Genomic DNA, 13,681 nt, shown 5'->3' with positions numbered 1-13,681 from the left:
ATATACAGGAATAGTGATGGCAACCTATTCTGAAAAGAGGTAGTAAAGAGAGTTCTCCATGGCCATAAATCTGAATAATTGTATGTGGCGGGCTCGCCGGGATTCGGACCCGGGACCTACGGGTGCCTCTCCGTGGTTAAGAGCCCGTCGCTCTACCTGGCTAAGCTACGAGCCCATGGTAAAGCTAATTATCTGTAAAAGAGATGTTGATATTTAAAGTCATCTTAGCAATATGCCTTCTTTCATCCCTATGAAAGCTGTAGGTTTAAGGCTTCCACCTAGTTAGAAGATTTTGAGCCTTATAACTTAAGTATTCGATGGATATAATTAATTCCAGTAACTGTAACGGCTCTAAATTTCTCCTAGGCAGAGACAAACTTAAGTTGCAGTCAATTCCTCTATCTTATCGTACTTCATTTCATGTCCAATACTTCCTAGATAATAATTAACAGTAGAGGAGAACGCATAAGACTTGTGCCTATACATTTTGTAGTAATCCTCTTTCTCTCTAATATTACTTTTATTATAATAATAATATACAAATAACCTAGGACCCTCCGCTTCATTGAAAACTAGAAGTGCAGAATTGAGACTTGAGCTGTAGTCCTTTATTTTTATCATGGTTTCGTTAAGGGAGTCAATGACGCCTTTTCCAGACTCCACCCCCTCAACTATTGTCTTAAGTATCATGAAACTGTCGGTATAGGGCAGGTTTGGATTTGAGAATTCTCTTCTGGATACTGAGCCGTTGTGAGCGTAAAAAAGATCATTAGGTCCAGCTCTAATGTGATATGGATGGGAGTGCGATACTCCAGACAGGAATTTCTTAGAGGCCTTTCTCACATGGATAATTCCTGTTAATTTTTCTCCCCTGATAGAATACAGCATGGCTACGTTATCGTCCTGAAAGATAGGTTTTGAGGAGTTGTAAAAAATTCTATTCCATCCGTTATTATATGCGTAGATAACGAATCCCCACCCGTCGTCGTGATGCCCGGAGCTAGAGTAAATATCCTTCCAAGCGCTCTTAATCATTGCATTAATAATTTCAGGTTTTATAGCCCCACTTTCCGAGAAAGCTACAAACCTACACATCTATGCTCATTCCATCTCTAGCAATTATAGCTTTATCTCCAACAAGGTTTTGGACTCCTTTTTCTATTTGTGATGGAATATGGGTAAGCACAGGTTTTTCAACGTATCTCAATGCTTCTTTAATGGAAGTGTGACCCCACGCCTTGCAATCATCTAGACAGCTAGCCTCATGAATCACCAAGTCTGCTCTGGGTATTTCATTGAGGATAGGCTCGCAAGGCTCTGCAGTATCCCCGGTGTAAATAACACTTTTGCGTCCGTCGGTAACTACGTAAGAGACTGCAGGGATTTTATGACAAGCCTCTATCGAGTAAATTTCGAGATCTTCTATGGTAGCGTTAGGGAACCTGCTTTCATGCACAATAGCATCAATATCATTACTGTTCTTAACAGCTTCTAGGATTCTGCCGAATTCTTTTAACGTAAAAACTCTAAGGGGTGAGATGTTATCGATTTTCCTTCTAACCAAATGGTCGAAGATTCCAGAAAAGTGATCTATGTGCAGGTGGGTGACGAATACGGCGTCTGGTATTACGCCCAGATCCTCTAGTCTCATATGTATTCCGGAACCAAAGTCAAGCACTACTTTAGCACCCTTACTTTCAATCAAGATACCAGATTTAAACCTAGCTGACCCTTTGGTACTCCCAGAACCTGTACCGAGAAAGGTTACCTTCATTTAAAATTCCTCTCCTCAACATCCTCTAGGTCACAAAGTCCAGGACAAGTCTCCTTACTTTTCCTGGAGGAGTTCCTTGACCTCTTCCCACTTTGGTCCAAGTGCCCCATACGATGTTACAGATATTGAAGCTATTATGTTTGCGTTCTCCGCTGCTTGCTCCAGGTCGTACCCCCTCTCAAGGAACAGGGCTAGGGCGGCGTTAAAGACGTCCCCTGCTCCAGTTGTATCCACTGCCCTCACCTTAATTGTAGGTATTCTAACTGACTTATGCTTAGTAAATATCACCGAACCGTTCTCTCCCAATGTGACCACTATAGCCTTTTTGACCCTCTTCAGGAGTACTTCAGCGCCATAAAGCATATCGTCAGAGTTACTTATTTCTTTGAATTCTATCTCATTAGGAGTAAGAATATCTACATTTTCCAAAATGTCCAAAGATCGCAATTCAGCGGGGGCCGGATTCAGTATCCTCAAGCCATTAAACTCCTTCAAGGCGAACCTGACTACCTCCTCCCTTATTTCCAGTTGAGTTAGCAACACGTCCCCCCTTAAGCATTGGTACAGATCCTCTGCAACAAGCTCGTAGTTGGCTCCCCTATCCACTATTATCATTGTCTCACCCTGACCGTTAAGTAATATATACGCCGACCCGGTTTGGGCTTCCTTTACCTTTACGCATGAGGTATCCACTTTTTCCTGCTGAAGAAATTTTAACGCAATGGTTCCCCTTTCATCATTACCAACTGCAGCAACCAGAGATACGTTGGCTCCCAAGCGAGCTGCTGAAACTGCCTGATTGGACCCCTTTCCCCCATGACTAATGAGTTTTCCTTGAACGAAAACCGTTTCCCCAGGGACAGGAAAACGCTCTAACTTCAAGATCGTATCTGTATTATAGCTACCTACTACAGTAATCATGATAGAACATCTCCTATCTTTTCCTCAAGTTCGTTCAAGGTATCAGCTACCAGAACTGCTACACCGTCTACGAGAATTACGTCACCATAGATTCCACTTTCTGATATTTTTAATTTTTTCTTCTCTAATACTTTTAATAACTCATCTCCTATAGAAATCGATATACCTATCTTCTTGTTTGCTAGTTTCAGTGCTTTGAAAATTGTATTTGTATACCAATTCACTACAATTGGCCCATCAACCTTAATCCATTCTATGTATTTTATGATTCCTCCAGCTAACGTAGCATAATCACCGTATTCGGTGAGATAGCCTACGTTGATCTTATCATCGTTAGATAGGATTTTTTTAATTTTATCTTTATTCTTTTCAATATACTCGACTAATTTTTCCAAAGATTCTCTAGCCTGATTTATTTCTATTACTCGTTCTACTGGAGCAAAAGGATCTACTGGTCCAGAGCCTCCCCCCAAAGAAAGGGAATATTTGATAGACTCAGTCACGAATGACTTAGCTTTAGTAATTGCGTCTTTTACGTTGTGCCCCATACTTAAGTAACCAGTTATGGCGGCCGAAAAGACATCTCCGCTACCATGCAAATTATTAGTGTTAATTCCCTCCCCAGAGAGCTCAAGTTCGTCACCGTTAATTATGGCAAAATCATGCCCATTAAGAAACTTTCCTCCCTTCACTACAACATTTATTCCCAAGTTCTTGTAGATGTGATGAGCGACTTTCCTAAGATCTTCAGTTGTTCTAATGGTGAATCCCGTAAGCCTCTCTGCTTCAAACTTGTTTGGAGTAATAAGTATGGACTTCTTAATTAATCTGCTCAAATTTCTGACAGTATCTTCAGAAATTAAAGGATAACCGCTTTTTGATATCATAACTGGATCTAGTACCAAATCCAATTTGTATTGAGAGATCTTCCTTTCCACGCAATCCACAACCTTGGTGGAGGACAGCATCCCCGTCTTTCCGTATTTTACAGGAAAATCTTCCATTATGAGGTCAAACTGCGATTCTATCATATCAGGAGGCATTTCCAAGATCTTTCCGACTCTTTTCGTATTTTGAGAAGTTATTCCTGTAATTACTGAAACTCCGAATACTCCCAGTGAAGTGAATGTCTTAAGGTCAGCCTGAACTCCGGCACCCCCTCCAGAGTCGCTTCCAGCAATAGTAAGCGCGACTGGTCTGACTCTCATTTTCAACAAGCATTTAGTAATAGATTAAGATAAATCTACGTTTTGGGAATTGCCTATGTGAAGCTTGCCAGACCTTTCAGTTTTATACCATGTACGAGGGGCTCCCGCAAGCTCTAAAACTATTGAAGCGAGATGTAAGGCAACCGTGAAATTCAAGTATATAGCTGAGAGGAAAATGTAAGCGGTTTCTATCATATGTTTTCTAGATATGATCAAAATCAAGAAGAAAGAAAGCGAAGAAGCGATAGAAATAAACGTAATGAGGAATAGATTGGGCTCGGAAGAATAGATGAACACAAGAGAGTAGTTAGCCAAGCTTAGTACCATAAATATCGGTGTCCCGACCAACATCACCGCATCTATCAACTTCCAACTGAATCTTATACTGGATAATTTTAGGCTTACTTCAAAATTTCCTCTGTACCATCTTAGCCTTTGTTTTATTAGACTAGAAAATGTAGTTGGTACTTCTCTCCACGCTATTACATAAGGAGAATAAGATATGCGATAATTCATACTTGTTAACCTCAAACTCAGGTCAATGTCCTCGGTAAGTACATTTTCATTCCATCCTCCTACCTTCTCTAGGAGGTCTTTTCGAACAAAGCTACAAGTTCCTTCCAGAGGAACGAAAAGTCCCAACCTAGCTCTCCCAGTAATAGTATATTCACTAAAGAGTTCCTCAAGAGAGGCTAGGCGTGCTACTATGCTCTCCCTAACATTAATGGGAATAAGTCTACCCTGAACTCCACCTAACTCTGGTTCAGAGATAAACTTTTGCGAAACGTATGACAGAATGTCCAGCCTGGGGACAGTATCCGCATCGAATACTCCCACTATTTCGCCCTTTGACATTTTAAGACCGTAGTTTAGGGCCCTACTTTTCCCGTTTATAGTTGGTGAGGCGTCAAGGTGAATACACCTTATGAGACTGTACATTTCTGCATACCTGTTGCAAACTCCCAAGGTATTGTCAGTAGATCCGTCTTCAATAACTATTATTTCATACTTCGATCTATCATACTCCTGATTCACTAGTCTTTCCAGAAGTCTTCCCAATACTTTCTCCTCGTTTTTTGAGGGAACCAGTAAGGAAAACGACGGTCCTGAAGCTGCCTTTCCTACCGTGGTATTCCACGTTAATCCCACAATGGCGAATATGGAATTGTAGATACTCCAGACAGAAACTACGATGCTGAGTCCAATGAGAATATTGTCAAACATTGATGTACTTTCTTGCTTCAACAATCTTTATATGTTTTCATAAACCGCCATGATTTAAATCTTGTTAATTTAAGTAAAAAATTATAATATGATCTCTTCGATAGGGAAAGTAAGCTTTAAGCTGTTTCTGACTACTATTTACGCTTAAGGACTCTGGCTCTAGACTCAGTTCATTTAAATATTATAAAAATCGTAGAATATTTTTAATATACTCTCGCATTAAAGGAGAAGGATATGATCAGGCTCAAAACATAAAATGTCTAACTACAGACAAAATAAAGAATATTAAAATCTTAGGGATCTTAACTCATCTACTAGATTTCTGAAGTCTTGTGTGGTTATAGCAATATCCACTTTTGCTCTTCTGATTCCATAATTACTTCGGCTTTCCATCACCTTACCTACTCCATATATCGCAAGTCCTGTTACCGTTGTTAAATGGAATGGGTCATCTAAACCAAACAAAACGAACTTGCCTATGCCCTGAAGTAGCCTCCCACGCGGCTCATAGTCTCCAAGAAGTTCCCTCATAGAATACATCTTATCTAAATAGCTTAAAAGTGAAATGCGATAACACTTCTGTATATACACATGGAAAACTAAAGAGGAAATACCTCATAGAAACTGTCTTCAAGATATTTCAACAGCTGTAGAAAACACTAATTAAAAATTGTTATGGTGGTTTGACGTCTATTGCAGCAACTGGGCAAACGTTGACGCATGCCATACAGAATATACACGCCTGCTCGTTTACCGGGTCTGCCTTCTTCTCGCTGGCAGGATGACCTGGCGTGTCATACCATTGGAACACGTTAACCGGGCATGCATTTATACAAGAGCCGTCTGCTATACATAAGTCGAAGTCGACGCCCACTATCGTTCCGTGAATTCCCAATGCCTTTTCCTTTGGAACAGGCGGTGGATCAGCAGGGGCGTAAATCTTATGCCCTGCATGATCTCCCTCTGTGGGTCTTGACCTGAAGTTCGGATCTATCCCCATGTTTATCCTTGTTAGTAAGGTTTGAAACCATAAAATAATTTGACCCCGAACATCTTCGGGATACTTTTACCGATCTAAGGGAACTATATCGAATAAGGTTTTTGTAGATTGTAAATCATAATTAGAGAAATAGCTAATTTTTGATAAGAAATTGAAAGGATAGCATGAAGAAGTTGAGGTTATTACTAATGACTTTCATAACGCGTGTCTTTTAGTTAATGTCTATATCCTACCTTTGGTAACTCCCATTTTTTAAACAGAGCTATTAGCCTGAGAGTTGTGACTAAAATGAACACTGATAAAGTGGAAGGACCTATACCCAATAAGGAAACCAACGGAGGAAAAATTAAACCGCCAATTATGGTAGGTGTTGCGTAAAAGTCTCTTCTTAATACTATTGGTATTTCGTTGGAAAGAAGGTCTCTAACAGCTCCTCCTCCAACTGCAGTTATGGAAGCTACTAGCGCTACTCCTACTATGTTCAATCTGTGATCTAATCCTATCTCAGCTCCTGTTGCAGTAAAAGTCCCGAGCCCAATTGCGTCTGCGATCAACAGAGCGTTATTGAAATTTCTAATATAACTATAAAAAACGATCGTTATTGCTGAGCCTAGAAGAGCGAATATGGGGTAATATACATTGCTAATATTTGTTGGTGGGTAAACTCCCAGGAGAACGTCTCTCATTATACCACCTGCGAGAGCAGTAGAAAACCCTAGGACGAAGACCCCGAGCAAATCTAGCTTCTTCTCAAAGGCCTTAAGAGATCCAGATATGGAGAAGGCCATTATTCCCAAGAAATTGAAAACCGTTAGCAAGTTTAGCATGGCTTTTCCAAAAGTTTTATCGCAATCAAGAAAAAAGTCTTCATTAGATCTTGCTTCTTCTGGGTATAAATTTGCAGGGCGAGCTTGAAGTTTATTTTATATTAAATTTCTTTAGTTTGTAAGGAATAAAAATCACCCCAATCTAATCTTGGTATCACATAAGTTTACGATATCCTCATCGTGAGTAGCAATAATAACGCCCCTTCCCTCCTCTTTCAGTAATTTTAACATTTTTCTAAATGCAATTAAACCGTCTCCATCCATGGCTACGGTAGGTTCGTCTAAACCAATAACCTTGGATCCTGAGGCGTAGGCTGCCGCGATTAAGGTTCTCATTTTCTGACCAGTACTTAGGACAAATGGACTCTTGTCCCTTATATCCCATAAACCGAATAGACGAAGGGCCTCAGTGTTACCCACTTCTTTCTCGACACTTTCCTGAAAGAACTGAAGATCTGGGTTTTGAAAAACTGAGTAAATCTTTTTAGAGAGCTTCTTAAGGAGCGTAGTTTTCCCTGAACCGTTTGGACCTAATAGGCAAACAATTTCACTCTCCCTAACCTCTATTCTCAAATCCTTGTAATCAAAATCCAATATCTTCTCTCCCAGTAAGCCATTATCTACATTGTCAAGGGTAAACCCCCTAAGACCATTCTTCCTCAAGAACTCCTCGTCCTTTAACTTTTCTTTTTCGATCTCTCTCATACCAGTTTCTTTTAAGAGATAGACTCTGTCTACTAACCCCGAAATCTCCCTCGTTCTGTGCTCAGCTATTAAACTGCCCTTGGGTAAGATTTCTAAGACAAGTTTAGATCCGTTCCTATCTAAGTTGGAAAGAGGTTCATCTAATAGGACGTATTTTGGCTGGGAGGAAAGTATGGATGAGATAACAAACCTCTTCTTATAACCGTCTGACAAGGTAAAGAAGTTCTGGAATAGAAAATCACCCATTAAGATCCTTGCCAACTCGAAGTTCACTTGATGGTAAAGGGAAATAATCCTAAGTTCGTCGTTTAATGTCTCAGCCAATATCTGAGAACTGGGATCTTGAAATACTGCCGAGAGTTCGTCATAACGTCTCTCATTACAGAAGTCCTTCCCATCTACGTTAATTTCGTTTTTCATCTCGCATAATATTGAATTTATAAGGGTAGTCTTTCCGGACCCATTTTTACCAACTATGGCGACAATCTCTTCCTTCTCTAGTTCTAATTTACCGGGAATGTATGGATGAGAAATGGTAAGCAAATCAGAACAACTCCTAAAATTATTGGAAGCATATCTCCTTTACCTGGACTTAACTCAAAATTACGATTAAAATTACCGTATAGCTTTACAACATATGCCTTGTAGAGATTTTCTGCTACCCTTACCATTTCAACTAGTATCGGTCTTGAGAGCTCTTCCAAGTTGAATCTTCTCCTTCTTGAATTCCTGTAAAAGAAAACATCTCTCGCTACGTTATAGAAGAAAGGAATATAGCTTAGGGTGACTACAATTGGAACTCCCCTTTCACCAGTTATACTCAGGACCGATACCTTATCAATATACTCAGATAGAGCTAAGAAGAGATCGATGTAGACGAAAGCCCTCATAACGTAAGTGTAAATCCCTAGATGGCTTAGAAAATATAGAGAGACAAAGGACACTGCTAAGGCTATTAGCTCAACGATTACGATTAATTTTCTCTTTACTAAGAGGATAAGGAGAGTTAAAAGCGACCAAAGTGGGAACACTAGAGTAGATATCACCACAGCCACTGCAAAAAAAAGAGCATAAATTGCTTTCCATTTCACTTAGCTACACCCGACTTTAGAAGGAAGTTACCTAGCTTGTTTGATATGATCCCCATTACTGCACTCTCCCCAAAATAAATTATACTAAATATCAAAGTCAAAAGGGCAATGTCGTTTATCTTTGCCGGTACCCCCAGAAACATAAAACCGAAAAGAACGCTCAAGACTCCTGCTAATCCCCCAGCTAGGGTAGTGTTTATTAAAACTGCCCTAAATCCCCTATATCCTACTATTCTGGATACTAGTTCCACTACAACTCCAGTGACGAGGAAAGTCGCCGCGAGGAAAAAGAGTCCAAATAAACCGTAAAGGATGGAGCTTATCACTCCCACCAAAATTGGTCCGTTCTTCCTATTCATTATTTGTATACCTATAGAAATAATTATTAGGGGAATAGTGAGAGTTAGAACAGGATCTAGAAACACACTAAGAGCGTAGAGTGAAAGAGAGAGGCTCATTACTGCAGCTACTCCAAACGAGGCAACAGAAAAGATAGAAGCGTAAATTAGTAGTTTAGTGTCCATAATAAAAATTAGGAGATGGCTCGTATAAGTTTGATTAGAACCATATAGGCATAATTTAAGAAATTTCTTGTGGCGGGCCCGCCGGGATTCGGACCCGGGACCTACGGGTTAAAAGCCCGCCGCTCTTCCTAGCTGAGCTACGGGCCCATAACCAGTCATTACAACGGTGAGAGAGTTATTAATTTTTTCCTTTCTCAATTTAAACGTAAGGACTTTAAACGCCTAGGCATTTCAACTTGTGTCAAAAGCTGGAAATGACCAGGTTTAATACGCAATGCCCATTTTCTGCCTGTGATCGCGGATTATGGTCTTTCTCTCGGCAGAAAGAAATGCGTTTATAATCAAGTGTAATAAACTGTGATGTCAAGAAAATCACCTTGACCTTAATCAACATTCTGAATAATTATACTAAATTAGAAAATAAAAGTGATGCGGAATATATTCCAACAGGGCTCAGGCCGGGATTTGAACCCGGGACCACTGGGTCCACAGCCCAGCGCTCTAACCGAGCTGAGCTACCTGAGCCACAACTTAGTAATCCTATAACAAGTTTCTACTTTTAAGCTCTTCCTTAACTGTATCCAGGAGTATTCGCGCGACAATGTTCTTCGAGCTCTTTTCGATCTTCTTGACGTAGTCACTACCGATTAGGAAAACTTCATTATATTCCGAGGAGAAGCCTATATCTTTTCTACCCACATTGTTAGCGACTATCAAATCAAAACCATGCCTCTCTTTCTTAGCTTTAGCCCTCTCTATTAATTCCTCATCATTCTCAACTGTTTCTGCAGAGAAGCCTACAATAAAGGCCTTTCCTCTTATAGACGAGGATATTTTTGGGGTTTTCTCCAATTCGACCTTAGGAACTTCGGTGTGACTATCTATTTTCTTATCCTTCTTTTGTTTAAATCTATAATCTGCAGGTGCTGCTGCCAACACGACTACTTTATATCCTTTTTCTACGAGCTCAGAAACTGAGCTTTTCATCTCCTCAGTGCTCTCTACTTGCACGCTCTTCCTTACGAAACTTTTCACTTTCGTGTTAAGGACTCCATGAACTAAATACACGTCAGCCCCCCTAAATTGAGCTTCGTTGGCAATCGCAACGCCCATAGTACCACTGCTGGGATTACTGATAAACCTTACTGGATCCATGTACTCCCGCGTAGGACCCGCAGTCACTACCATCTTCACTCCTTTAAGATCGTCTCCTCTTAGGAGTTGGGCTGTAAAATATGAGGCTATAAGATCTACGTCTGGATAATGAGCTAGGTCTCCGACGACTTCCGGCTCCACAATCTTAATAGACATACTTTCGAGTCTAAGCTTTGCATCCCTCACTGGAGGAGATATGTACATGGGAAGGTGCATTGCCGGGACCAATACTAGTGGTTTATTTAAACCCATAAAATTAAGCGCGGTAGCTACTAAACTTATATCTGCAATACCTTGAGCCAGTTTTACAATTATGTTAGCAGTGGCAGGAGCTATAAGCATCCCATCGTTATCTTCAGCTAACGTTACGTGTTCCAATTTTCCGGTTAGTTCAACAGTTACCTCTTCTCCTGTCGCCCATTGGAACATGTCTGGAGATATTAGTTTTGAAGCCATCTGGCTCATCATAACTTTAACTGTGGCACCTCTTCTCATGAGCGTCCTGGCCAAATCTATTGACTTATATAAGGAAACGCTTCCCGTTATTCCCAACAAAATTGATTTTCCGCTAAGTTCGTCACTGTAAGAACCTATGATTTTCTTGGAAGGATGCATTATATATCTTCACGCATCTATTTATTCCTCAATAATAAACCATTATAACATGGTAGAGTCCATAGAGGAAAAGAGAGAGTTTATTATCAGGAACGTTAGATCTGATGACATAGATGCTATAATAAAGGTAAACAGATTTACCTTACCGGAGAACTATCCGTATTACTTCTTTGTGGAGCACGTCAGGGATTGGGGAGAAGCCTTCTTTGTTGCAGTTGTTGATGGAGAAGTAGTGGGTTACATAATGCCTAGGATAGAGACTGGTTTCAGCAATCTCAGAAATTTTATTCCTCTAGTAAGAAAAGGGCATGTAGTCTCGATAGCAGTTCTAGAACAATACAGGAGGAGAGGCATAGGAAGACAACTGCTTACATCATCTATGCAAAAAATGAGGGAAGCTTATGGAGCTGAGGAGGTGTACCTAGAAGTAAGAGTAAGTAATGTACCTGCCATATCACTTTATGAGAAGCTTGGTTATAAAAAGGTCAGACTACTTAAGCACTATTATGCCGACGGCGAGGATGCATATCTAATGGCTGCACCTTTACAGTAAAATCTATATTATTCAGATATTAATGTGATGATCTTTTTAAAAACTAGTTCCCCACGTGAAGGTTTTCTTTTGTAAGTTTGTCTTTAAGTTATACCTAGATATTATATAAATATAGACTAGCTAAAACTTCTTTTCAAAGTTGGGGAGAGTCTTGCCCTTTAGGGTGAGGAAGTCAGATGAGGCTAAAACAAATATAATGGAGTTTTCCTATATTTGAGTATTAGAACTAGAGTACTTGAGATGAGAAGAGGGTCGCATGATAGATGATTAGCGCTGGAAAATCTGATATGATTCAAGGTTGCTAATAACTAAATTAAATGTTGATTATTTCTTAGATATTATATAATATACAACAAAATTGTTAGATATCTACGACGAAAGTGATTTCTACCTCACTGTTTTCTTTGATAGACATTTCGTGATAAGTCATGGCCTTTACAACCGTTCTCCTCTCGTGCCTACTTTCATCAAACTTCTCGCCGTAAACCTTTGCAGTTAGGTGAAGCCCGTTAATTTTTACTTTGAACTGATTGAAGATCAATAGCTCAGTGTCGTAGTAGACAATTAGCGACTCTATCCACCTATACAAGAGATTCTCGAGATCGTAGCCGTCAACCTCAATACTAATCTCTCTTTTGGGTTCTATCTTACTGGTATCGGTCATTATTTCGAATACCGCCAAAGCAGCGTTTTCAAACGCCTCTTCTAGTGTTCTTCCGAAAGCTCTGACCCCGATATCTGCCGTGTGATCAAAGAACTCGAACTTCATGGTAATCTTTTATTCCTGAGAACACTTTAACGTTTTAGATTAAGATGGGAGGCAGACAGAGAACTACCATATTCATGAACAAAGAAGTAAAAAAAGAGAAAAAACAACAGCCTACTCAATCTTCTTCGAAATAGCGTATATAGCTATGTAGATTACTACTGCTAACATGAGTGATATAAGGCTTAAAGGTATATTTTTTGTTTCAATATATGTGACTATCGAAGAATATATTAAAAGAGCAGAAACTAATATTCTTGATTTCATAATATATACCTCATAAGAAATCAACAGGTATAGGTAACCTGGAATAAGATCCGGATATTGCCGAGCCTAAACCTAGAGTTATTGACGTCAGGATTCCTATATAAGCCAACGGCATCAATACCGTACCTTCTATGTAGGCCGGAATAACTATCGTTGCAAGTCCCGATATAGAGTTAAGCTCAGATTGAGAAAAACCCTGTTGCAATATATTTACGCCGAAACTAGAAAGGAAATTAGGGAGAAGGGGTAAACCTAAGTAAAATACAATCCCAAAGGCTATCATGGAACCTCCAATAGACCTACCGATCCTAAAAGGGAGTGACATAAGGAGAATCCCTAGAGATATAATTAGTCCGGAATAATTCAATATTAATTGGGAAATCACTATTATGGTTCCAGTAACACTCATAAACCCTGATATCATAGACAACAGTAGCCCAATTGTAGCTAGAAATGGATTAAACCCAGAGTAAGGTGCAGATATTGCCACAGAGTAAATTGTTTTTATTGTAGTGTACACTTCAAGTTCCCCAAGGAGAAGCTGATAGATCCAATTCATATAGTAGGCCCAATTTACTCCTAGCATGTTTCCTAAATTTTCCATTAGAGTGAGGAATGACTCATAAAGGTTCACCAAAATAGACGCATATATTCCATCCACTATCATCCTTGGTCCCCATCTCTTTAAGCCATACACCGGTAGAGGCAAAGCCATTATTAGAGCTCCTATAAAATACGTTAAGGAAGACAGATCTTGGGAAATAGCTAAGATTTCGAATGCGTTCATAATATCACCTAGAATTGACCTGCTATGTAAGAGACTAGAGCAAATACAGTAGTACCTAAAGCCAACCAAAAGGCAGCCATAATTGCGTCCTCAATGAAGTCCTGGCCGGTTCGCTTTATCTTAAAGATGGGAATAGGGGAACCTCTTAGAGCCCAACCCACAGCCCAGGCTAATATGAACACGCTCCACGCTATTTCAGTTACTTGAGTAGTAATCTGTTGCACAAAAGATTCTATGCCAGTCATCATCTATAGTGCGCATATT

At 39.8% G+C, this 13,681-nt stretch carries 16 protein-coding genes and 3 tRNA genes; 1 reads left to right on the top strand and 18 read right to left on the bottom strand.

What is annotated here, in order from left to right; genetic code table 11:
* Positions 1-85: 85 nt before the first annotated feature.
* The 15 genes from GWK48_RS05860 to coaBC all read right to left on the bottom strand — a co-directional run bounded on the left by GWK48_RS05860 (position 86) and on the right by coaBC (position 11,044).
* A tRNA-Lys gene (locus GWK48_RS05860) sits at positions 86-175 on the bottom strand.
* 203 nt (positions 176-378) lie between these two features.
* Positions 379-1,095: a class II glutamine amidotransferase gene (locus tag GWK48_RS05855; protein ID WP_174630456.1), complete on the bottom strand. Its 717-nt coding sequence runs from the start codon at positions 1,093-1,095 to the stop codon at positions 379-381.
* Positions 1,088-1,774 (bottom strand): MBL fold metallo-hydrolase, encoded by a 687-nt coding sequence (locus GWK48_RS05850; RefSeq protein ID WP_174630453.1) that lies wholly within the window; start codon positions 1,772-1,774, stop codon positions 1,088-1,090. Before GWK48_RS05850 ends, GWK48_RS05855 begins: the two co-directional genes overlap by 8 nt.
* Before the next feature lie 54 nt (positions 1,775-1,828).
* A complete protein-coding gene (locus GWK48_RS05845) occupies positions 1,829-2,695 on the bottom strand; it encodes a ribokinase (protein ID WP_174630451.1) in 867 nt (288 codons plus the stop codon).
* Positions 2,692-3,903 carry a bifunctional hydroxymethylpyrimidine kinase/phosphomethylpyrimidine kinase gene (gene thiD / locus GWK48_RS05840; protein WP_174632582.1) on the bottom strand — a complete coding sequence of 404 codons (1,212 nt, stop codon included), beginning with the start codon at positions 3,901-3,903 and terminating at the stop codon, positions 2,692-2,694. Before thiD ends, GWK48_RS05845 begins: the two co-directional genes overlap by 4 nt.
* 24 nt (positions 3,904-3,927) lie before the next feature.
* On the bottom strand, positions 3,928-5,127 hold the full coding sequence (locus tag GWK48_RS05835) for a glycosyltransferase family 2 protein (protein ID WP_174630448.1): 1,200 nt from the start codon (positions 5,125-5,127) through the stop codon (positions 3,928-3,930).
* A gap of 285 nt (positions 5,128-5,412) precedes the next feature.
* Positions 5,413-5,658, bottom strand: coding sequence for a hypothetical protein (locus GWK48_RS05830; RefSeq protein ID WP_174630440.1), 246 nt, complete (start codon positions 5,656-5,658; stop codon positions 5,413-5,415).
* 142 nt (positions 5,659-5,800) lie between these two features.
* Positions 5,801-6,127, bottom strand: a complete 327-nt coding sequence (locus tag GWK48_RS05825; RefSeq protein ID WP_174630438.1) for a 4Fe-4S dicluster domain-containing protein — start codon at positions 6,125-6,127, stop codon at positions 5,801-5,803.
* 215 nt (positions 6,128-6,342) lie between these two features.
* Positions 6,343-6,954: a trimeric intracellular cation channel family protein gene (locus tag GWK48_RS05820; protein WP_174630437.1), complete on the bottom strand. Its 612-nt coding sequence runs from the start codon at positions 6,952-6,954 to the stop codon at positions 6,343-6,345.
* A 132-nt stretch (positions 6,955-7,086) separates the two neighbouring features.
* Positions 7,087-8,202 carry an ATP-binding cassette domain-containing protein gene (locus tag GWK48_RS05815; RefSeq protein WP_174630436.1) on the bottom strand — a complete coding sequence of 372 codons (1,116 nt, stop codon included), beginning with the start codon at positions 8,200-8,202 and terminating at the stop codon, positions 7,087-7,089.
* Positions 8,163-8,750 (bottom strand): hypothetical protein, encoded by a 588-nt coding sequence (locus GWK48_RS05810; RefSeq protein ID WP_174630433.1) that lies wholly within the window; start codon positions 8,748-8,750, stop codon positions 8,163-8,165. The genes GWK48_RS05815 and GWK48_RS05810 overlap by 40 nt, the downstream gene beginning before the upstream one ends.
* A complete protein-coding gene (locus tag GWK48_RS05805) occupies positions 8,747-9,274 on the bottom strand; it encodes a hypothetical protein (RefSeq protein ID WP_174630431.1) in 528 nt (175 codons plus the stop codon). The genes GWK48_RS05810 and GWK48_RS05805 overlap by 4 nt, the downstream gene beginning before the upstream one ends.
* A 70-nt stretch (positions 9,275-9,344) precedes the next feature.
* Positions 9,345-9,421, bottom strand: a tRNA-Lys gene (locus GWK48_RS05800).
* Between the two features lie 303 nt (positions 9,422-9,724).
* Positions 9,725-9,799: transfer RNA gene (locus tag GWK48_RS05795), tRNA-His, on the bottom strand.
* Positions 9,800-9,814: 15 nt separating this feature from the next.
* Entirely contained in the window at positions 9,815-11,044 is a 1,230-nt protein-coding gene (gene coaBC, locus GWK48_RS05790) for a bifunctional phosphopantothenoylcysteine decarboxylase/phosphopantothenate--cysteine ligase CoaBC (protein ID WP_174630430.1), read from the bottom strand.
* Positions 11,045-11,093: 49 nt separating this feature from the next.
* On the opposite strand from coaBC, the gene rimI reads away from it, so the two are divergent.
* Positions 11,094-11,597 (top strand): ribosomal protein S18-alanine N-acetyltransferase, encoded by a 504-nt coding sequence (gene rimI, locus GWK48_RS05785; protein WP_174630428.1) that lies wholly within the window; start codon positions 11,094-11,096, stop codon positions 11,595-11,597.
* A gap of 361 nt (positions 11,598-11,958) precedes the next feature.
* Here the strand turns inward: rimI and GWK48_RS05780 are convergent, their stop codons facing one another.
* The 3 genes from GWK48_RS05780 to cedA1 all read right to left on the bottom strand — a co-directional run bounded on the left by GWK48_RS05780 (position 11,959) and on the right by cedA1 (position 13,662).
* Entirely contained in the window at positions 11,959-12,366 is a 408-nt protein-coding gene (locus tag GWK48_RS05780) for an archease (RefSeq protein WP_174630426.1), read from the bottom strand.
* A gap of 274 nt (positions 12,367-12,640) precedes the next feature.
* Positions 12,641-13,417 carry a DNA import protein CedA gene (cedA, locus tag GWK48_RS05775; protein WP_174630424.1) on the bottom strand — a complete coding sequence of 259 codons (777 nt, stop codon included), beginning with the start codon at positions 13,415-13,417 and terminating at the stop codon, positions 12,641-12,643.
* A gap of 8 nt (positions 13,418-13,425) precedes the next feature.
* Complete coding sequence (gene cedA1, locus GWK48_RS05770; protein ID WP_174632581.1) at positions 13,426-13,662, bottom strand: DNA import protein CedA1; 237 nt, start codon at positions 13,660-13,662, stop codon at positions 13,426-13,428.
* Positions 13,663-13,681 lie beyond the last annotated feature (19 nt).

Origin of the sequence: Metallosphaera tengchongensis, assembly GCF_013343295.1 — an archaeon.
GTDB classification, from domain to species: domain Archaea; phylum Thermoproteota; class Thermoprotei_A; order Sulfolobales; family Sulfolobaceae; genus Metallosphaera; species Metallosphaera tengchongensis.
This window is presented reverse-complemented; position numbering and strand designations above follow the sequence as displayed.